At 58.8% G+C, this 21232-nt stretch carries 16 protein-coding genes and 1 pseudogene; 5 read left to right on the top strand and 12 right to left on the bottom strand.

Going from position 1 to position 21232, the window contains the following annotated elements:
* Positions 1-6: 6 nt before the first annotated feature.
* The 8 genes from I8E17_RS22420 to I8E17_RS22385 all read right to left on the bottom strand — a co-directional run bounded on the left by I8E17_RS22420 (position 7) and on the right by I8E17_RS22385 (position 9237).
* Positions 7-828: an ABC transporter ATP-binding protein gene (locus tag I8E17_RS22420; protein WP_069614492.1), complete on the bottom strand. Its 822-nt coding sequence runs from the start codon at positions 826-828 to the stop codon at positions 7-9.
* A complete protein-coding gene (locus I8E17_RS22415; RefSeq protein WP_069614493.1) occupies positions 825-1814 on the bottom strand; it encodes an ABC transporter ATP-binding protein in 990 nt (329 codons plus the stop codon). Before I8E17_RS22415 ends, I8E17_RS22420 begins: the two co-directional genes overlap by 4 nt.
* A 3-nt stretch (positions 1815-1817) precedes the next feature.
* Positions 1818-2675 (bottom strand): ABC transporter permease, encoded by an 858-nt coding sequence (locus I8E17_RS22410; protein ID WP_069614494.1) that lies wholly within the window; start codon positions 2673-2675, stop codon positions 1818-1820.
* A 3-nt stretch (positions 2676-2678) separates the two neighbouring features.
* Positions 2679-3683 carry an ABC transporter permease gene (locus I8E17_RS22405; RefSeq protein ID WP_069614495.1) on the bottom strand — a complete coding sequence of 335 codons (1005 nt, stop codon included), beginning with the start codon at positions 3681-3683 and terminating at the stop codon, positions 2679-2681.
* Between the two features lie 117 nt (positions 3684-3800).
* A complete protein-coding gene (locus I8E17_RS22400) occupies positions 3801-5702 on the bottom strand; it encodes an ABC transporter substrate-binding protein (protein WP_069614496.1) in 1902 nt (633 codons plus the stop codon).
* A 197-nt stretch (positions 5703-5899) separates the two neighbouring features.
* Positions 5900-7408: an alpha-N-arabinofuranosidase gene (locus I8E17_RS22395; RefSeq protein WP_069614497.1), complete on the bottom strand. Its 1509-nt coding sequence runs from the start codon at positions 7406-7408 to the stop codon at positions 5900-5902.
* Between the two features lie 218 nt (positions 7409-7626).
* Positions 7627-8556, bottom strand: coding sequence for an ArsR family transcriptional regulator (locus I8E17_RS22390; protein WP_069614498.1), 930 nt, complete (start codon positions 8554-8556; stop codon positions 7627-7629).
* A gap of 180 nt (positions 8557-8736) precedes the next feature.
* Positions 8737-9237: an invasion associated locus B family protein gene (locus tag I8E17_RS22385; RefSeq protein ID WP_069614499.1), complete on the bottom strand. Its 501-nt coding sequence runs from the start codon at positions 9235-9237 to the stop codon at positions 8737-8739.
* Positions 9238-9595: 358 nt separating this feature from the next.
* On the opposite strand from I8E17_RS22385, the pseudogene I8E17_RS22380 reads away from it, so the two are divergent.
* Positions 9596-10618, top strand: a pseudogene (locus tag I8E17_RS22380) (LLM class flavin-dependent oxidoreductase).
* A gap of 150 nt (positions 10619-10768) precedes the next feature.
* Here I8E17_RS22380 and cml read toward each other — a convergent pair.
* Positions 10769-11965: a CmlA/FloR family chloramphenicol efflux MFS transporter gene (gene cml / locus I8E17_RS22375; RefSeq protein ID WP_069614501.1), complete on the bottom strand. Its 1197-nt coding sequence runs from the start codon at positions 11963-11965 to the stop codon at positions 10769-10771.
* Between the two features lie 331 nt (positions 11966-12296).
* On the opposite strand from cml, the gene I8E17_RS22370 reads away from it, so the two are divergent.
* Positions 12297-13796: a globin-coupled sensor protein gene (locus I8E17_RS22370; protein WP_069614502.1), complete on the top strand. Its 1500-nt coding sequence runs from the start codon at positions 12297-12299 to the stop codon at positions 13794-13796.
* A gap of 74 nt (positions 13797-13870) precedes the next feature.
* Here the strand turns inward: I8E17_RS22370 and I8E17_RS22365 are convergent, their stop codons facing one another.
* On the bottom strand, positions 13871-14749 hold the full coding sequence (locus I8E17_RS22365) for a LysR family transcriptional regulator (RefSeq protein ID WP_069614503.1): 879 nt from the start codon (positions 14747-14749) through the stop codon (positions 13871-13873).
* Between the two features lie 170 nt (positions 14750-14919).
* Between I8E17_RS22365 and bla the strand changes: the two genes are divergently transcribed.
* Together bla and ampC are read left to right on the top strand one after the other, a co-directional pair.
* Positions 14920-15813: a class A beta-lactamase gene (gene bla / locus I8E17_RS22360; RefSeq protein WP_083258272.1), complete on the top strand. Its 894-nt coding sequence runs from the start codon at positions 14920-14922 to the stop codon at positions 15811-15813.
* A gap of 90 nt (positions 15814-15903) precedes the next feature.
* The gene (ampC, locus tag I8E17_RS22355; protein ID WP_083258279.1) at positions 15904-17097 is read left to right on the top strand and encodes a class C beta-lactamase; all 1194 of its coding nucleotides are present in this window, start codon (positions 15904-15906) and stop codon (positions 17095-17097) included.
* Between the two features lie 181 nt (positions 17098-17278).
* Here ampC and I8E17_RS22350 read toward each other — a convergent pair whose 3' ends face one another.
* Both I8E17_RS22350 and I8E17_RS22345 read right to left on the bottom strand, forming a co-directional pair.
* Positions 17279-18199, bottom strand: a complete 921-nt coding sequence (locus I8E17_RS22350; RefSeq protein WP_069614504.1) for a dihydrodipicolinate synthase family protein — start codon at positions 18197-18199, stop codon at positions 17279-17281.
* Positions 18200-18286: 87 nt separating this feature from the next.
* A complete protein-coding gene (locus I8E17_RS22345; protein WP_069614737.1) occupies positions 18287-19000 on the bottom strand; it encodes a FadR/GntR family transcriptional regulator in 714 nt (237 codons plus the stop codon).
* Between the two features lie 212 nt (positions 19001-19212).
* Here I8E17_RS22345 and I8E17_RS22340 point away from each other — a divergent pair, with 212 nt between their 5' ends.
* A complete protein-coding gene (locus I8E17_RS22340) occupies positions 19213-21159 on the top strand; it encodes an ABC transporter substrate-binding protein (RefSeq protein ID WP_069614505.1) in 1947 nt (648 codons plus the stop codon).
* The last annotated feature ends 73 nt before the right edge of the window (positions 21160-21232 follow it).

The following is a 21232-nucleotide window of genomic DNA, read 5'->3' as shown; positions in this document are numbered from 1 at the left end:
CAAGGTTCAGCCAAGCGCCGGCTCCATCTCGGGCGTGGTAGACAAGACCGCTTCCTTCAAAGCCTGCGAATAGGGATGCTGCGGATTGTCGAGAACGGCACGCGCGCCGCCCTGCTCGACGATCTCGCCCTTCTTCATGATGATGATGCGATCGCTGATATAGTAGGCGGTCGCCAGATCATGGGTGATGTAGATGATCGACAGCCCCAGCTCCTTCTTCAGCTGACCGAAAAGATTGACGATCGCCATTCTCAGCGAAGCATCGACCATCGAAACCGGCTCATCGGCCACCAGCAGACGCGGTTGCGGTATGAGCGCGCGGGCAATGGCGGTGCGCTGCAGCTGGCCGCCCGAAAGCTCATGCGGAAACCGTCCCTTTACCTCGGCAAGTGTCAGGCCGATGTGGGCAAGCGCCTCATCGGCAATACGCTCGACATCGGCTCGGCTTGGCTTTGGACCCATCGGCGCGAAATTCCTTGCCGTTTCAAAAAGATATCGATCGACCCTCTTGAGTGGGTTGAACGCTTCGAACGGATTCTGAAGGACCGGTTGCACCTCCCGCATGAAGGCGCGCCGCTCGGACCGGCCATGAATGGCGACGGCTCTGCCGCGAAAATTCAGGCTGCCGGATGTCGGCGCCGTCTGGCCGAGGATCATCGACGCGATGGTGGATTTGCCAGAGCCCGACTCGCCGACGATCGAAAGGATTTCCGGCTCCTCTCCGAGATTCAGACTGACATCGCGAACCGCCGTGATATGACGACGGCTGAGCATGCCCCCTTGGCGATAGATCTTGTTGACATGCGAGAGTGAAAGAAGATCGCTCATCGCGCCCCTCCCGTCACTGCGAAGCAGGCGACACGCCGGTCCGGCTCGACGTTCACCATAGGCGGCACTTCGCGGCTGCAAATGTCCATGCGCTTCGGGCAGCGCGGATGAAAACGGCATCCCTCCGGCGGCATGGCAAGATTGGGCGGCCTGCCCTCGAGCGAGGGGCGCGTCGAGGCATCACCAATCCGCGGCAGGCTTGCGACAAGATGCTGCGTATAAGGATGAAGCGGCAGGTGAAAAAGCTTGCGCGTCGGTGCCTCCTCCACCAGCCGGCCGGCATAGACGATACCGATACGATCCGAGACCGCGGCGTGAACGCCCATATCGTGGGTCACAAACAGGAAGGACGAGCCCATCTCGCGCTGTATTTCCCGGATCATCTGCAGCACGTCGCGCTGGACGATGACATCGAGCGCGGTCGTCGGCTCATCGGCAATGATGAATTCAGGCGTCAGGATGGTCGCAAGCGCGATCGTCATGCGCTGGCGCATGCCACCCGATAATTCATGCGGATAGGCGTCGAGAAGATTCGCATCGAGCTTCAGCCGCTGAAGGTGAGCACCAACCCGATCGAAGAAGGTGTTGCGATCGGCTTTCATGTGGCGGAAGGCAAAATCCGTGAAGGAGTGCCGGATGCGGCGCACGGGATTGAGCACGTTCATCGATCCCTGCATGATGTAGGAGAGATGCCGCCAGCGAAGCGATGCCCGCTGCTCCGCCGTCATGGCGTAGATGTCTTGAGTCCCATTGTTGAAATGGAATTTGACGGCACCCGAGACGACACGCAGCGGCGGCCGAATGGCGCCGGCAATGGTCTTGATCAGCGTCGTCTTGCCGCTGCTCGATTCACCGGCAACGCCATAGATCTCGCCGCGGCCGATCGACAGGCTGACATCGTCAACCGCCCGCACCTCGCGATCGACGCCGTAAAGGAAGGCCCGGTAATAGGCCTTGAGGTTGTTGACCTCGACGACAGCCTCCATCCCTCAGCCTCCCATCCGGTTCAAACGACTGCGGGGGTCGTTATATTCATTCATCGACATCGACAGCAGGAAGAGCGCCATAAACAGCACCACGATGGCGGCAACCGGCGCGGCAACCCACCACCATGTTCCGGCAATCAGCGCCGAATGCGCATTGGCCCAGTAGATCATCATGCCCATGGTCGGCGTCTCGATATCGGTAAAGCCGAGCACTGCAAGCGTGATCTCCATGCCGATCGACCAGATCATATTGTTCATCGTCGTGGCGAAGACAATCGGCAGTACATAGGGCAGATGTTCTTCGACGAGGATCTTGCGCATGCTCATGCCGGAATAGACGCTCTGCGTGGTGAAAGGCCGCGTCTTCAGGCTGATCGCCACCGAGCGGATCAGGCGCGCATCGTAGGACCAGCCGAGCGAGGCCATGACCACGATGAGCACCGTCCAGGTCATTTCATCCTTAAGTACGAAGTAGAAAAGGATCAGCAGCGGAAACTGCGGAATGACCATGATGCTGTCATTGATCGCCATCAGCACGCGATCGACGGCACCTCCGGCATAGCCTGCCACCAGCCCCACGACAAGCGAGATGATGCGCGAGAGAATGGCGACGCCGATGCCGAAATAGAGTGTGTTGCGAAGCGCTGTCGTGAGCTGCCAGAAGACATCCTGACCACGCGATGTCGTGCCCAGCCAGTATTGCCCATCCGGCGGCATGTCGGGCGGCAGCAGATAAAGATCGGCCGGGCCATAGGGCGAGAAATAGGACAGGATCACCAGCCCGACGATGACGGCAAGCAGCAGAAGGCCGCAAAGGAATTCCATATTCTGGCGTGCGAGGTCGCGAACGATCGTCAGCATGGCCTACTCCACCTTTATGCGCGGGTCGATCAGCGGACCCAATATGTCGATGATGAAGACGGCAGCGGCGACACCGACGATCGACAGCGCGCTAAGCCCCAAGACGAGGCTGTAATCGCCCGCGTGCACGGCCGAAATCAGGAGATTGCCGATACCGGGATAGCCGAAGACGATTTCAGTGATGACCGTGCCGTTGAAGACGGCGCCAAGGGACATGGCAAGGCCCGTAAATTGCGGCACCATGGCATTGCGGGCGATGTAGGAGCGCAGGATCTTGCGCTTCGGCACGCCGCCGAGCTCGGCGAAAACAACATAATCCTCGGTGATGATATTGGAGACCAGCGCCCGCATGCCAATCAGCCAGCCGCCAGTCCCGACGAGGATCAGCGACAGCGCCGGCAGGATGGAGTGGCGGAGAATATCGAGCACCAGCGCAACGGAGAGATTGAGGTTGGTGTTCATCTCATAGCCGCCATTGATCGGCAGAATCGGCCAGACATAGCCGAAGAGAATGATGAGAACGAAGGCGAGGATGTAATAAGGGATCGGCTGCATGGCGATGAAAACCAGGCTGACAGCCTTCAGCACCGCGCTCTTGCGATAATATCCTGCGAGCGCGCCGACCATGTTACCGAGAATGAAGGTGAGGATAACGGAAACCGTCATCAGGCCGATCGTCCAGGGCAGCGCCCTCGCGATGATGTCGGAAACCGGCGTAGGAAATGCCGACAGCGACGGCCCGAGATCACCGGTCGCAAGACGCCCCCAGAAATGTAGATATTGCTGCCAGATGGAGCCCTCGAGGCCATAAAGCTCACGTAACGACTGACGCATCAACTCGACAGCGCGGGGATCGGATTGTCCCATCTGCTGGATGGTCCCGATGCTTTCCTCGACAGGATCGATCGGCGTCATGTGAGTAATGAAGAACGTCGCGGAAATGCCGAGGAAGACAACGAGCAGGAATTGGCCAAATCGTCTCAATACGAAAACTGGATAGGACGTCATGCCGCCGTCTTCCTCGCTGCTTGCGCTTCATCATCAATTCAAAAGATTCGCCGGACCTGCCTAGTGTCCGGCGAAAGGTGCCTGATGCGGCGATTGCCGCATCAGGGTCGGGAGAAATCAGGGCTGGGCCGGCTTCAGCTTGACCATCATCAACCGGGAGTTCGCCCAATTGGGAACGGGGTCCGTATAGGGGTCGGCAATGGTCGGATAGCCTTTCCAATAGGTCGTATCCATTGAAGTGAAGACGTTATAGGACATCAGCGGAATGGTCGGCATCTGCTGCGCAACCAGCTTCAGATAGTCCTTGCCAAGTTCGATGCCCTTCGGATCATCGGCGCTGATGCGGCGGATGTTTTCGATGATCTTGTCGAGATCCGGATTGGACCAGCGCTGCCAGTTGCGCGGTGCCTGGTTTTCACCCTTCTTGGCGACAAACTGCGAATGCCAGCTGTCGAGGAAGAAGGACAGATCGGGATCGCCGCCCCAAGTCTCGACGCTCCACGCAATCGCAACCTGATAGTTGCCGGGCTGCAATCCCGCCTGCCAGACGCTGGTGGATGGAGCAGCTTTGGAATCGATCCCGAAGGCTGCCCATTGCTGCGCGATCAGAGTGCCCGCACGGGTAAAGACGGAGCGAGTGTCGCCTTCGACCGTCAGACGGATCTTGAACGGCTGCCCGTCAGGCGTCATCCATTTGCCGCCCACCTTCTTGAAGCCGGCCTTTTCCAATAGCTCGCCAGCGGCCTGCGGATCGGGCTTCCACCAGCCATAGCCGAAGGCGGCACTGATGGCAGCTGGATCCGTCGGGATCTGATCCTTGTACTTTGGCTGCTTGCGCAGGATATCGGCAATCTGCTGACCGATCGTCGGATCGTATGGCTTGATCTTGCGCTTGCCGGTATCGATCTCGAAATTCTTCAGCCAATCCTGCATCGGCGCCTGATAATCCGTCATGGCGACCGCCGTCGGCGGAACGCCGAGTGCGGAGAGCGTGGCGGCGCCGCGATAGCTCGCCATATCGACGGCCTTGATATCGATAAGAAGTGCAAGAGCCCAACGGACATCTGGATTCTGGAACAGCGGGTCCTGATTGTTAAAGATCACGGCGGGCAGCGTCGGATCCGGATGGGCGAAGGGGAAGCCGGGGAACCAGCTTTCGACCGTCTTCGATTTCTCCTTCAGCGTGAACATGCCTTCCGGCGTGTTGTCGTGAATGATATCGAGATTGTGCTCGAGCTGCGCGATCGTGCGCTTATCCGGCGGACCTGGATCGACATAGGTGACATATTTCGGGGCCGGCTCGCCAAAACGGCCAAGCGACGTGCGCTGCCAGTCGTCACGCTTCTCCCAGGTGTACCATTTGCCCTGCGGATCATAGGCCTTCAGCTTGTAGGCACCGAGCGAGACGGGATTGGCATTATCATAACGAACGGGATCGGCCACCTTTTCGAAGATATGCTTGGGCATGATCCAGGCGCCATTCCAGCGAACGGTGAAGATGGCGTGGAAACGCGAATTCGGCTTCTTCAGCTTGAAGACGACCGTATAAGGATCCGGCGCCTCGACACTTGCAACCTGGACCGAGAAGGCCGCGCTCCAGTTCATGCCCGGATGGTCCATCTGGGTCTTGACGGTGTAGACAACGTCATCGGCGGTAAATTCCACGCCGTCGCTCCAATAGAGGCCCTTGCGCAGTTTCACCGTCATCTGGGTGAAATCGTCATTATATTGCGGCTTGTCGGATGCAAGTGAGTTGTCCCAGGCCGACCCGCCCAGGCCTTTCTCCGGATCGATGTACCAGAGCGTGTCCATCGTCAGCTGCTGGAGGCCGGTCGAAACGCCGCCGCCACCATTGACCCAGATGTTGAACCAGCCCGGATTCTTGATCGTTCCTTCAGGGTTTTCGACGATCAAGGTCTCCTTGCGAGGCAAGGCGGTATAGTCCTGAGCCTTGGCTGCCGCGATGAGGCCGAACGTGGCCAGCGCGACGCCGAAGGCAAGCTTCTTCCACTGCTTCATGATCTCCTCCCATTTTTATCGACTGCGCGGCACACTCAAGCGATAGTGAGCAGACCGCGATTTCACCCCTTTTTCCCGGCCGGCCGCTCAAACCAACGTACGGGCCGCCCGGGCCTGCAATGGGTCCTCAGCCGCCTCCTCGCGACCATCAGACCGCTTTCAGTGCCGGGTGCATTCGCCCCAGCAGCAAGGCGTCATCACACCGCGAGCCGGATCACCGTGTAGGATAGCGGCTTCAGTGTCGCGCGAAGCCGTCCATCCTCGATCTTGGCGTCGCCCGTATTGGTTGGGACGACCGCGTTCGGATGCGCTGCCGTGTTGGTCGCCTGCAAATCGCTGTGAACCATTTCATGCTGTTCGGCGACACGGGCTCCGGCAAAGCCTTCGAGGCGCGTGTCGAGATCAAGCGCGCTGTCGGGATGGCGGTTAACGGCAAAGAGCGTAACCATCTTTCCGACCTCGTCGTGGACGGCCGACACATCGAGATAGGGCACGTCATCGGCCTCGTCGCTGTCATAGGTGGGGCCGTCGGTGACCAGGCGCAGCGCGTAGCCGCGGCCATATTTCGAGGCGAAATAGAGCGGATAGTAGATCGTCTGCCGCCATGCCGGGCCTCCGTCCTCCGTCATGATCGGGGCGATGACGTTGACGAGCTGGGCGATACAGGCAATGCGCACGCGGTCGGAACGGCGAATGAAGGTATTGAGAATGCCGCCGACCTGCAGCACATCCTCGAAATTGTAGATATCCTCCAGTAGATGCGGCGCGTCCGGCCATTCGTTTCTGGCAAGGATGTCCTTGTCCTGCTGGTTGGAGTGATACCAGACGTTCCATTCGTCGAAGGAAATGCCGATCGTCTTCTTCGAGCGCTTCTTCGCCTTGATATAGTCGATGACGCCGCCGATGGTGACGATATAGCGATCGAGCTTCTCGGCCTTGGCGAGATAGTTCAGCGTATTCTTCTCACGATTAGCGAAATACATATGCAGCGAGATATGATCGGCGCTGTCATAGCACTGGTCCAGAACCTGCGCTTCCCAATCGGGATAGGTCTTCATGTCGGAATTGGATGAGCCGCAGACGACGAGTTCAAGCGATTTATCGAAGCCGCGCATGGCCTTGGCGGTCTCGTCGGCCAGGCGGCCATATTCATAGGCAGACTTGTGACCGACCTGCCAGGGACCATCCATCTCATTGCCCAGGCACCAGAGCTTCACCCCATGCGGATCAGCCCAGCCGTGCTTGCGCCGCAGGTCCGACCAGTATGTGCCGCTCGGATGATTGCAATATTCAAGGAAGTTTCGCGCCGCATCCAGCCCGCGCGAGCCGAGGTTGACGGCAAGCATCGGCTTGGTATTGGCCTTCTTGCACCAATCCACGAATTCATTGACGCCGATCTGATTGCTCTCGCGCGTCCGCCAGGCAAGATCGAGGCGCACCGGCCGCTCAGAACGGGGGCCAACGCCATCTTCCCAATTATAGGCTGAGACGAAATTACCCCCCGGATAACGGCAATAAGGCGAGTTGAGCTCGCGCACAAGCTCAATCACATCCTTGCGAAAACCGTGCTCGTCGGCCGTCGGGTGGCCCGGCTCGTAGATGCCGCCATAGATCGCCCGACCCAGATGCTCCAAAAAAGAGCTGTAAAGCCGATCATCGATGTCGGCAATTCGGAAATCACGATGGACGATCACATGCGCCTTCACGGCCTTCCTCCCATATATATCAGATATTTCGTTCTTATACCTTGATCTTGATACAATTTTGGAAGGCCGTCAACGTATTCGGGGCGGAAAATATCGCAGAAACCACAGGGGCGGCGCGCACTGAATGACAAAATCCTCCGTGAAATCAGTAATTTATAAAAAATATGACTTATCGGAATTCAACTTCGACAATATGCTATGTATCATAAAGTAAGATACTATTGCGCCAAATCGATGCGCATTAAGATATCGCGGCCATAATTGCCGAAACCGCGGCCGAAGATATTGATGCCACCGGTGTTGCGCGCATCGTCGGCGATACCGATCCGCAGACGGATCGAGGAATGCTGACTGATGGCGAGGTCATCGATCGTCACATCGGAAGAGGCGACCCCGTCGATGAACGTGCCCTTCTTGGAGATTCGCCAGGTCTTGAGCTTGCCGTATTGAGAACCTTCCAGCTTCCACCAGCTTGGCGTGAAGGCTCCGCGCTTGTCGCCGTAATCGCCGGGAGAGGTCCATGTGCCAACGGCAACGCCGTTGATCCAAACGGTGATGTCGGAGGGCCAATCCGGATTGGTGCCGGGCACTTCGGATGAGAGCTCCATCGAGAATTCGATGGCATTGACATTCCTGTTCAAGATCTTGGCATTGTTGGGGAATTTATATTCGACATGGCCGCGGCCAAACCAGAGAAGGCCGGCCTGCATGCGTTGCGGGTCGAGGAAATAATCGGGAACATCGAGCAGACCGATGACGCCCTCGGTCGAGCACAGGCCACAAGGCGCATGCGTCTCGCAACTCGTGTAGAGACCGATTGGCATGGCGACTTCGATCACATCCTCATCATGCTTGAAGGCCTGGTCCTCGAAGCTCAGCAGGATTTCGTCATAAAGCGCGGTGCAGATCTTTTGGTAGCCTTTTCGCGCTTTCGCAGCCTTGGTTTCGACAAGACCGGCCTCCTCCAGGATCATGATGCCCGTCGCGACAGTCGATTGCGGCAGATCCAGTTCCCGGGCGATCTCGTTGACATTCAGTGAGCCTCGGGCGCAAAGCAGCTTCAGCATGTCGACGCGCGCCGGCGCCGAAAGCGCCCTGAAGACGGCAGCATTCTCACCCGCATAAATTGTCAGAAAGCCGCGCTTCATTGAATCCTGAATTCCCCATCAACAGGTCTCATTTATATCAGGATTTTTGATTTCACAAGAGATATCAGTTCGAAAGCCCCGACTGGCGCCTTCTCCGCGGATGAGAAGACGCCAATCCGCTTGTCCGCTACACAACCCGCTGCAATAAGACCGCGGATAGATCCTCGAACGTCGCCGGCCTCACCGGCAAGTCTCTATTCGCTTCAACGCGGCTGTAATGCCGGAAAGAGAGTAGGAATAGCTCGTCTCAGTGCCTCGTTTCGAGGTTGCCTGCAGCTGCAGCTGCGCGCCGCCTTTCATGGCGTTGACCATGGTCGGCTCCTGCGCCTCGTTCCTTACCCAGCCGTGCCGGTCTTTTGTAAACATCGGGAATGTCTTGTCGCCAACCGTCGCCGTCATCTGCGCACCGTCTTTCAGGTCATAGCCCATTGCGGCTTCCGGAACCAGTTTGTCACCGGGAGACAGGCGCGAGACGATGAAGAAATTGTCGCCATGATCGACACTGGCGGGCTGTTGCGCAACCGGTCTCGATAAAACATAGCAACTGACGCTGTCGCCGGACTTATAAGAATATGCACCCCAATGATCGAATTGATCGATACGAACGGGCACTTCCGCATGCGCGATACCGGCGCCGAATGCGACGAAGACCAGAGCGGGGGCGAAATTTCTTGCAAACATAGTTTCCTGCCATTTCTTGTTTCAAGGATATTGAAAGCGAGAGATGCACTCACACGCGCGGCAGTTTCGGTGCGGTGCGTTATCCGATTGTTAACGTCTTCGTTAAAGTTTGTTCATGTTAGGAAGGGCTGAGGAAACCATATGTGGGAAGAACACAACCTCGTCGGCATTGACGATCAGTTCACAATTTGCGCTGTTCCATCCGCTGCATCCATGCACATATAGCCGTCTGAACCTACGGCTTTGCGAGCCCTGCCATGAAGATGCAAGCGAGCGGCGCCTTGGACGCGCAGGTTTTTGCATGGAAATGTATAACGCGCAATCGGCTGTACTCACCGGATTATAATAGGATAGCACCATGAAGAAGATCGGTTTCCTTTCCTTCGGCCACTGGACGCCGTCGCCGCAATCGCAGACACGCTCGGCAGCCGACACACTGCTGCAATCGATCGACCTTGCCGTCGCGGCAGAACAGCTGGGCGCGGACGGCGCTTATTTTCGCGTGCATCATTTCGCTCGCCAGCTCGCATCGCCCTTCCCGCTGCTGGCAGCTGTCGGCGCCAGGACAAGCCACATCGAAACAGGCACCGCCGTCATCGATATGCGCTATGAAAACCCGTTCTACATGGCCGAGGATGCGGGCGCTGCCGATCTTATCGCCGGTGGCCGGCTGCAGCTTGGCATCAGCCGCGGCTCGCCTGAACAGGTGATCGATGGATGGCGCCACTTCGGTTATGCGCCGATGGAGGGCGAGAGCGACGCTGACATGGGCCGCAGGCATACGGAAGTGCTGCTCGATCTGCTGCGCGGCGAAGGCTTCGCACAGCCCAACCCCCGACCCATGTTCCCCAACCCGCCTGGCCTGCTGCGCCTGGAACCCTACTCCGAAGGCCTGCGCGAGCGGATCTGGTGGGGTGCCGGCTCCAACGCCACGGCCGTATGGGCGGCAAAGCTCGGCATGAACCTGCAGAGCTCGACGCTGAAGGACGACGAAAGCGGCCTGCCCTTCCACGTCCAGCAGGCAGACCAGATCAGGCTCTATCGCGAGGCCTGAAAAGAGACCGGACACAAGCGTGAGCCGCGGGTCTCTGTTAGCCGCAGCATCTTCGCGCTGGTGAATGATCTCGACCGCGCCTATTTCGGCAGCAGCGGCCAGGATGCAGACAAGATCGGCTTCATCGATGAAAAGACGCGCGCCATCTTCGGCCGCAGCTATGCCGCAGAGCCGGATGTGCTGATCGAACAGTTGGCAAAGGACGAAGCCATCGCCGCGGCAGACACGCTGCTCTTGACCGTGCCGAACCAGCTCGGGGTCGACTATAACGCCCATGTCATCGAGTCCATCCTGACGCATGTCGCACCGGCATTAGGATGGCGCTAGGACGGCTGCGAATGGCGAAGGTACATCCGCCGACAGGCGGGGTGGGGTGAGGCAGAAAATGGAAGAAACGAAATTGACCGCCCGCGAAAGCCAGCTTTAGCGGGCGGTCGTTCCAGATTTTACATCATGAGCGGCGCAGGGCTCGGCAAATCAAGCCAGGGCATTGTGACGCCGCAACAGATGAAGCGCTGCCAGCACCAGCAACGCCATCAGCGTGGCGAAGGCGATCAGAGGCCATGCACTATCGCCATCCAGCGCTGTGACGGCCAGAGTCCCGATAAGACTTACGATCAGACTTTGAATGCAGAAATAGAACGCCACGGCCGATCCGGCGATATCGCCGAACTCCGCCAGCGCCCCATTTGCCGTTACCGATCCCGTAAAAACGATGCCGACCGCCATGATCCACATCGGAAGCACGAAGCTTGCGAAGGACGGCGTCCCATAGAGCTGACCGAGAACAAGAGCTGCCGCACCGATAAGAAGCAGTCCCATACCCCGTTCAGCACAGCCCGCAACGCCCCATTTTTCCACAAACAATCGCGCAAAGCGTGCCGTGATGATCATCACGACGGCGACCGTCGCAAATGCGATGCTGAAACCGAGTTCGGAATAACCGGCCCGGCCGATCAGCACGCGCGGAGCGGTCGAGAAGAACACGAAGAATGTGCCCATGCCCGCGCTAAAGGCCAGCGTATAGGTCCAGAACGATCGGCTTTTAAAGATCGGCCATATGGAACGGCGTGGACCGGCGGCGCCCTCGGGGCACGTTTCGTGCCATTTCACGATAGCATGGAGACTTGCAAGAAGCGTCAGCATCGCGAGCACCGTGAAGATGGCACGCCATCCGAACCGGTCGGCGATCATCGCACCGGCTATCGGTCCAAGGGCCGGCACGAAGGACAAGATCGAGCCGAATGTGGCATAGATGATGGCCTGTTCAGGACGATTGCCGTAGACATCCCGCACAGTCGCGAAGGTCGCGACCAAGGCTGCCGACGCGCCTATGGCCTGCAGCAGGCGGCATAGCACGAAGATGGGCGCGCTCCACGCAAGAGCTGCGCCAAAGGATGACGCGGCAAACACAAGCGCACCGGAAAGCAGGACCGGGCGGCGACCGATGCGATCCGAAAGAGGGCCGAACACGACCTGTCCGAGACCCAGCATGATCATATAGAGGCTCAGCGTCAGCTGGATCACCGCGGGCGTCGTGTTGAGAATGCCGGGCATCGACGGCACGACAGGAAGGTAGATATCCATGGCCAGTGAAGCGAGGATATCAAAAGGCGCCATCAGCAGCAGTGCCGCCGGCAGCGGGTAAGCCCAGGACGGGCGTATGTCAGACATGAGAAAATTCCGCTCGAAAGAGAGATCGGGCGGCGCCTGCCACTGGCATCAATGGGAATGAGTTCGACAGCACGCCGCAACAACAAAAAGCTGTTGCGGCTTATCTATCTGCTGACTTGGAGTTCCCCATGCCGATTGCTCCGTAGCGATATATGTGATGTTCACCTGCCTGTAGCAGATGCCGGCAAGACGAGCAATCACGTTGCAACGGCAGTCACAACCTGATTCTACAGAGCTGCGACAATCAGACCGCGAAAAGACCCGCGCTTCTAATGAATTTTTAACCATGCGCATGTCCTAACTGCTTGTAATTTCTTTATCGGAGCAGACTATGCGCGCATCGAAAATGGACGAGTTGAACGATCGGCTCGACTTTGTTGGACTGGGACAGGATGCCAGGCAGGCTCTCGCGGAGTTGCAGCCGACTATCGAATCGGCCGTCAAAGACTCTCTCAACACCTTTTACGAGAAGATCACCAAACATCCGGCAATGTCGAAATTCTTTTCGTCGCAGCAGCATGTGCACCACGCCAGATCCAAGCAGCAGGACCATTGGAAGACGATCGCGTCAGGCCAATACGGACCCGATTATGTCGAAGCGGTCTCGGCGGTAGGCAGGACGCATGCCCGCCTCGGTCTCGAGCCGCGCTGGTATATTGGCGGCTACGCCTTGATCCTCGAAGGGATGGTGCGATCGATCGTCGCGCAGCAGCTCAGTGGCTTCATGCAGCGCAAGCATGAACAAGCCTTGTCACGGCGCCTGTCGGCGATCATCAAGGCTGCCCTTGTCGACATGGATTACGGCATTTCGGTTTATCTGCAGGTGCTCGCCGATGAGCGCGACCGCGCCGAAGCCGAACGGGCTGCCGCACAGCGCGAGCAGGAACGCGCGCTTGATGCACTCGGCATAGCGCTGAACGGCCTTGCGAACGGCGACCTGACTGCTGATATCACAGAAGCCCTCTCGGCCGAATTCGAGGTTTTGAAGAGCAATTACAACGAGTCGCTTGCATCCCTCGGCACTGCGATGCATCGTATCGAAGATTCAGTGACGCGCGTTCGCGACGAAGCCGGTTCGATCTCGTCTGCCGCTGACAACATGGCAAGGCGCACGGAACAGCAGGCCTCCGCACTCGAGGAAAGTGCCGCTGCCATCGACCAGATCGCCACGATTTCGGAACAGACCGCCGAGCGGACGCGCGAGGTACAGGCAATCGTCAAGGAATCCGCCTCGGAGGCGGAACGCTCGCGCGAGGTCGTACAGCAGGCCGTGTCCGCCATGGGCGATATCGAAACCTCGTCGCGCAAGATGACCGACATCATCTCCGTCATCGACGACATTGCCTTCCAGACGAACCTTCTGGCGTTGAACGCCGGCGTCGAGGCCGCCAGAGCCGGAGAACAGGGCAAGGGCTTCGCTGTCGTCGCGCAGGAAGTCCGCGAACTGGCGCAGCGCTCGGCAACGGCGGCAAAGGAAATCAAGGATCTGATCGACAGGTCGTCAAATGACGTGCGGCGCGGCGTCGAGCTGGTCAACCGGACCGGCGAGGCACTGGCCTTGATCGGCAATCAGGTCGCTTCCATCGACCGGAATGTCGGCGCCATTGCCCGCTCGACGCAGGAACAGGCCGTTGGCATCAGCGAGATCAACTCCGCGGTCCGCAACATGGACCAGATGACCCAGCAGAATGTCGCGCTCATGGAAGAGACGAATGCCTCGACGCGGCACCTCGCCGATATCAGCAACGAACTCGCCGGTCTGGTCGGACGGTTCAAAACGGTGCGTTCGGGAACGCGGACCGGAGCCGTCAGGCTGAAAATCGCGAGCTGACGCGGCCGACAACATCGTTAGCACTTTCAATGAGATGGCTTCGGCCAATGGTTCGGGGCCGTTTTGCCGCACATTTAGCCCGGCATCTCCTCGATTTCCGCCAGAAGCCATTGGCGAAACATCTTCATGGATGCCGTTTCCGCCCGCGATTTCAGTCGCGTCAGCCAGTAGCTGCCGGTCATCGCCGTGATCTGGAATGGCTGCATGATCCTGCCGGCCTCGATGTCATGGGAAAACATCGCGACGGGCACGAGCGCGACGCCAACGCCTCGCGCAGCCGCCTCCACGAGCGTCAGCGACGAATCGAACATCCAGCCGCGAAGATGCGGCGGGGGCAGACCCGCCACCCTGAACCAGAGCGACCATTCGTCCACCCGATACGATCGCAACAGCTCGACATCGGCAAGATCGGCGGGCTTGCGCAATCGCGCCCCGATATCGGGCGTGCAGACTGGGGAGAGCGGCGCATCCATCAGATGGATCGCTTCCGTTCCATGCCAGGCGCCGTCACCGAAGCGCAGAAAGAAATCCAGTCCGTCGAGCACCATATCGGCGCGATTGTTGTTGGTCTTCAGGCGCAGATCGACATGCGGGTGCTGCGCCTTGAAGCGAGCGAGGCGCGGCAAAAGCCAGCCTATGGCAAAGGTGCCGACGACGCCGACGGTGAGGATTTCGGCAAAATTCCCCTCTTCCAGTTGACTGAGCGTGGCGCTCATCCGTCGGAAGGCGTCCGTCAGCACCGGTAGCAGCGCATGCCCCTCATCGGTCAGCGCAAGGCCACGGGGCAGGCGCTTAAAAAGGGTTACTCCCAGCACGTCTTCCAGCGCCTTGACCTGGTGGCTAATCGCCGTCTGCGTCACGCGGAGTTCGAGACCAGCCCGTGTGAAGCTGCAGTGCCGCGCCGAGGCCTCAAAGACGCGCAGCGCGTTCAGTGGCAGCTGGGAGATGTCCATTTGTGTTCTAAGGCCAAGTTTTTCTCATGTCTAAGCTCAGAATTGATCGTTTGTCTAGGGCAGAAAGCAGAGCCATAGTCTGCCTCGCAAGGTGATTTGCAGGGTCCTAATGAGGTCTCGAAGACCCGATACGCACCTCTTTGCTCAACATCAATCGAAGTGGAAACGTGATGACGATCTTATTGTCGCGCCGGCAAAGCCTTGCCGGCAGCTTGCTTGCGCTGCCTGTTCTGGCGGGGCTTAGCGCGGTTGGACATACTGCAGACGATAATACGGGCGAGGCGCAGCTTGCCGCACTCGAAAGCAAGCATCCGGGCCGCATCTGCGTCAGCATTCTCGACATGGCAAGCGGCAGGCGCATCGAGCATCGCGCCGGCGAGCGCATCCTGATGTGCAGCACCTTCAAGGCATTGGCCGCAGCTCTGGTGCTTGCCCGTGTCGACAAGGGCGATGAGAAGCTCGACCGGCGCATTCATTACAAGAAGAGCGATCTCATCGACTATTCTCCGGCGACCAAACCCAACGCCGGAGACAATGGCATGACGGTTGGCGAACTTTGTGCGGCAGCCGTGACGCTCAGCGACAATACCGCGGCCAATCTGTTGCTCGCGAGCTTTGGCGGGCCGGAGGCAATTACGACTTTCTGCCGCAGCATAGGCGACGAGATCACCCGCCTCGACCGCACCGAGCCCACGCTGAATTATCATGACACTCCGACCGATGAGCGTGACACGACGACAGCTTCGGCGATGCTGGAAAACCTGCGTCGCTTTCTGTTCACCGATATACTGACAGCCGCCTCGCGATCGCAACTGGCCGCCTGGCTGATCGCCAACAAGACGGGAGACACCCGACTGCGCGCCGGCCTTCCGAAGGATTGGCTGGTGGGCGACAAGACCGGAACAAACGGTGACAAATACGGCAATGCCAACGACATCGCGGTGCTATGGCCATCGAAGCGCGCCCCTATCATCGTAACGGCCTATTGCGAGATCCCCACCATCGCAGCTGACGAACGCAACGCCATCATTGCCGAAATCGGCCGCATCGCCGCAGCGATCTGAGTTCATACGCCCGGATAACAGCCGCCAATCATCGCTTCCTTTTCGACCGTGCGATCTTGCATCGTCGATCATCACACTGAGGATATCATCTTGAATATACGTGCCAATTCTTTGCAGAAGCTCGGTATTATCGCAGGCTGCCTTTTCTATGGGGTCGGTGCCCACGCCACCGAAGTCAATGACCCAGAGCAGCTGGAGCGAGCTGTCAACGAGATCATTCGTCCGCTCATGAAGGATAACGACGTACCGGGCATGGCGATTGCGATTACCGTCAAGGGCAAGCGCTACATCTTCAATTACGGCGTCGCCTCGAAAGAGAGCGGCCAGAAGGTAACAAACGACACGATCTTCGAGCTCGGCTCCATCAGCAAGACCTTTACGGCAGCCCTTGGCTCCTACGCCCAGATCAGCGGAAAGCTCTCCTTCTCCGACAAGGCGACAAAATATATGCCGGAGCTTGCAGGTACCGGCTTCGACAAGATCAGCCTCCTCGATCTCGCCACATATTCGGCCGGAGGTCTGCCTCTGCAGTTTCCCAATGGGGTAACGGATCAGGACAAGATGGTTGCCTATTATCGCAACTGGCATCCTTCCTTTGCGCCCGGAACCTACAGGCAATACTCCAATCCCAGCATCGGCCTGTTCGGTTATCTGGCGGCGCAGGCAATGGGCGAGCCGTTCGACGGGCTGATGCGGGATAAAATTCTTTCCGGCCTCAACCTCAGCCACACCTATATCCGCGTTCCACCGGCTGAGATGAGCAACTATGCCTATGGCTATTCGAAGCAGGGCAAGCCGATCCGCGTCAATGGCGGCGTCTTCGACACGCAGGCCTATGGCATCAAGACTACAGGCTCCGACATGCTTGCCTTTCTCGAGGCCAATATGGGTGAAGCAAAGCTCGACGCCACACTTCGGCAGGCAATCGATGCGACGCATGTCGGCTATTACCGCGTCGACAACACGACGCAGGCGCTCGGCTGGGAAATCTATGCCTATCCAACGACGCTTGCCCGGCTGCTTGCCGGCAATTCGTCCGACATGGCGCTTGAGCCCCACAAGATCACCCGGCTCAACCCGCCTCAACAGCCACGCAAGGATGTCCTTCTCAATAAGACAGGCTCAACGAATGGCTTTGGCGCATACGCAGCCTTCATACCGGCTCGGCAGATCGGCATCGTTCTGCTGGCAAACAAGAATTTTCCGATCCCTGCACGCGTTTCGTCGGTCTACAAGATCCTGACTGCCGTCGAAAATCCGGCGGGATCGAAGGAGGCAAAGTAGAGACCGGGCTCTAAGGCTTGGCCCGCTCCAACGAACGGCCGACCCCGGCAAAAGCTGACGGGTCGGCCGGTATCATTTCACACAGTGCCATTCGCCAAGCCGCTGACACATTTTATGACGATATCCCATAGAACGCTAAGTTCAGTTCGTGAACAGGTCGCGATCGCCGGATACCGCGGCGTCAGGCGGTGGCAAATTCGCCTGCTTCCTGCCAATTGCGCAACAAGGCAAAAAGCTCCTCGCGATCCTTCACATCGAGCTGCGGCACGCCGGGAACGCGAACAGGGCCAACCTTCAGGCCGGAAAAGGTGACGGCCTCCTTGACGACGGTGACGTTTGTTCCGTTGCGAAACTTGGTGCGCATGCGTTCGAAGGGCTCGAGCTTGTTGACGATGGCGCGGGCAGCGGCAAAATCGCCCTTCTCCAAAGCCGCATGCACAGCAAGCGACAGTTTCGGAGCAACATTGACGAGGCCCGAGGTGAAGCCCCTTGCGCCGGCGGCGGCGAATGTCGGGGCCCAGCTCTCAGCGAGACCGCAGACGAACAGCGCGCCGTTCGGATCGGAAGCTGCTATCGCCCGTGAAAGCAGCATCAGATCCGTTGTCGCGAACTTGATGCCGGCAATGTTGCCGTGACCGGCCAGACGGACCATGTCGTCGACGCTGAAGCCTTCGGCACGGACATAGGCAACGAGCGGGAGCGGCGAGGCCTCCGCTAGATCGCGAAAATAGTCGATCTGCGAGCCGGGTGCGGCGAACGGATCCACCGGTTGATGCGACATGACGGCGGAGGCACCGATCGAGGCAGCATCCTTCGCCATCTGGATCGCCTCGCGCAATGAACGGCCGATCGCCGCTGTCACCGGGGCCTTGCCGTCAACACCCTTAATCGCAGCTTCGTGAACTTGGCGGATCTCTCCCGGAGTAAGTGCATAGAATTCGCCCGTATTGCCCGCTGCGACGATGTTATGAATCCCGGCAGCCGCTACCCGCTGATAGACCTGAGCGGTTACGCGCGGTTCCACTTCGCCACTCCCATCATAGGCTGTGACCGGAACACCGGAGACGCCCGTCAGCACCTGCCGCATGGTTTCAATACTCATCTTCCTACCCTTACCCTTTATCATTCATCGGGACACAAACGACGAGGCGTAAAGAAGTCATCACCTCGCCTTCGCCCATCCAATTCCCTATACGCCCTGGAACATACGGGCGCGTGCATTCAAGATATGTCGCTTCATGGCATCGTGAGCCTCAGTCTCCTGCCGCGCGAAAATCGCCTGCACGATGACGGCATGCTCATCCTGAACACTGCGGATCTGCTCGGGCGTGCGCTTGAGGCTGAGGCTGCGGGTCACGGAATGACCGATAGCAAAATGCGGCCGGAACAATTCGCGGACGGTGATATGGAACTGATTGCCGGTCGCGATCGCAATGGCGTCGTGTAGCTCCTGATCCTCTTCCGCGCCAAGCCGGCCCTCGCGAAGACATTGTTCGATCTTTTGAAGCGCTGCAGTGATCCGTTCCTTGTCATCAGCCTGCCAGTTGCGCGCCGCAAGCTCGGCGGCCTCGGCCTCGAGCCCGGCGCGAAATTCGAAAAAGCGCTGGACATCGGCAAGCGACCCTACGGGCACCATTTTCAGGACCGAGGAATCCGGCCTTTGCCTCACATAGGAACCCGACCCCTTGCGGGACACGATGAGGCTGTCGGCGCGCAGCCTCTCCAGGGCGTCGCGCACGACGGGTCGTGACGCGCCGAACATGTCCGCGAGCTTGGCTTCCGCCGGCAGCCGCTCATTCACCGGAAAGGTTCCGTCCGCAATCATGGCGACGATTCTCTCATAGATGATGTCGCCGAAGCGCGTCGCGCCCGCACCGGAATCGTTGGCGACAGAGAGTTTCATCATCGTCCTTCATGAATGCTGGCCGGCGACAGCCATAACGCATTTCCTGCGCGACAGGGCTACTAAATCTGTAAAAATCTGTCAACTCTTGTAATTATCTGAGAACGTAATATGGTCTCGACGCTGCGCCTGAGGGGTGCATGGCGACGGGACGGGAGCCTGTCGCATCGGTCGAGGCAAAGCCCGGCCGAAATCAAAACGGGAGGGATTCGATGCGCGATGAAATATTGTCCCGCGGCGTGAGCAGGCGCGCCGTCCTCGGCGGCATGGCGGGCATGGCAGCCCTGTCTCTGGCCGGTCGTGTCAACGCTGCCGATGCAGGCGGTGAGGCACCCGCCCTGGCTGCGCTCGTCAAGGATGGCAAGCTGCCGCCACTGGCCGACCGGCTGCCGAAAAAGCCGATGGTCGTCACCCCTTATGAGAAAGTCGGGACCTATGGCGGCACCTTACGGCGCGGCCTGCGAGGCTCGTCCGACCACAACGGCATTCTGCGTATGGTGGGCAACCAGAGTCTGGTGCGCTGGAATCTCGAATTCACGCAGGTCCTGCCGAACCTCGCCGCGCGCTGGGACGTCAATGCCGACGCCTCGCAGTTCACCTTCTATCTCATTCAAGGCGCACGCTGGTCCGACGGTCAGCCATTCACGGCGGATGACGTCGTTTTTGCAATCGAAGACTGCGTCAAGAATACCGATCTCTATAGCGCGACGCCCGCTCAGCTCTCCGTTGCCGGCAAGGCGGTGGATGTCACGAAGATTGACGACTATACGGTGAAATTCACCTTTGCCGCTCCGAACGCGCTTTATCTGGAAAATCTCGCAACCCCGCTCGGCCAGCATCCAACGCTGTTTCCGAAGCACTATTGCAGCCAGTTCTTGCCCAAATACAATCCGAACGTCGCGGAGGATGCGAAGAAGGCCGGCGTCAGCAGTTGGCCCGAACTCTTCCGCGCCCGCTGCGGCGACATCGAAATCCCCTCACGCTGGGGCAATCCGGACAAGCCGACGCTCGATCCCTGGGTCGTCAAGGAACCCTATACCGGCGGCGCAACCCGTGTTGTCATGACCCGCAACCCATACTTCTGGCAGGTCGATACCTCGGGCAACCAGCTTCCCTATGTCGACGAGATCAATTTCGGCATCTCGCAGGATGTGGAATCGCTGATGCTGAACGTCATTTCCGGCAAGATCGATATTCAGGAGCGCCATATCAGCGTGCTCGCCAATAAGCCGACGCTCTCGCAGAACATGAAGAAGGGCGACTATCGCCTTTTAACTCTCGTCCCTTCCACCTCGCAGCAATGCCAGATCTACTTCAACATCACCCATAAAGATCCGGCCATGCGCAAGATGTTTGCCGACAAGTCGGTCCGGCAGGCGCTCTCGCTCGGGATCAATCGACAGGAAATAATCGACATCGTCTATTTCGGTCAGAGCGAGGGATACCAGGCCGGGCCGCGACCGGAGCATCCCTGGTACAATGAAAAATATGCCCGTCAATTCACCAACTACGATCCGGACAAGGCCGGAGCCATGCTCGATGAGGCCGGCTACGGCAAGAAGGATGCAAACGGCTTCCGCCTGAGGCCGGACGGCCAGAAAGTCTTCTTCGCCGTCGACGTCATACCGACCCTCTATCCCGATCTGGTCGATGCCCTCGAACTGGTGAAGGCGCATTGGGCCCAGATCGGCGTCGACATGAAGGTCAATACGATCGAGCGTGCGCTCTACTACACCCGCGGCGACGACAATGCCCATGATGCCCAGGTCTGGCCGGGGCCTGGCGGCCTCGATCCGATGCTCGATCCGCGCGATTTCTTCGCTTTCCACCCGCAGGGTTCGCGCTACGCCATTCCATGGTCGGTCTGGTATACGTCGAACGGCAAACAGGGCGAGGAGCCGCCGGAGAGCCAAAAGAAGCGCATGAAGCTTTTCGACGAGGCACGCTCGACGGCCGATCTCGACAAGCGCGGCGCCGTCATGAAGCAGATCTTCGACATCGCCGCCGAAGAATTTGAAACCGTTGGACTTTGCCTTGCCGTCGGCGGCTTCGGCATCATCCGCAATAACCTGCACAATGTTCCGGAAAAGCAGCCGGACAGCTGGTCCTGGCCCAATCCGGGACCGGCCATGCCGCAGCAATTCTTCTTCACCAGTTGATTACGCCGATCAAGCGCCGCCTTGCACGGGCGGCGCTTTCCTTGATGCGGAGCTGCCCGCGGCAGCACTCATT

Origin of the sequence: Rhizobium sp. AB2/73 (assembly GCF_020871915.1) — a bacterium.
In the GTDB taxonomy this organism is placed as follows: domain Bacteria; phylum Pseudomonadota; class Alphaproteobacteria; order Rhizobiales; family Rhizobiaceae; genus Rhizobium; species Rhizobium dioscoreae.
The sequence above is the reverse complement of the archived record's forward strand: the minus strand, read 5'-3'. Positions and strand labels throughout refer to the sequence as shown.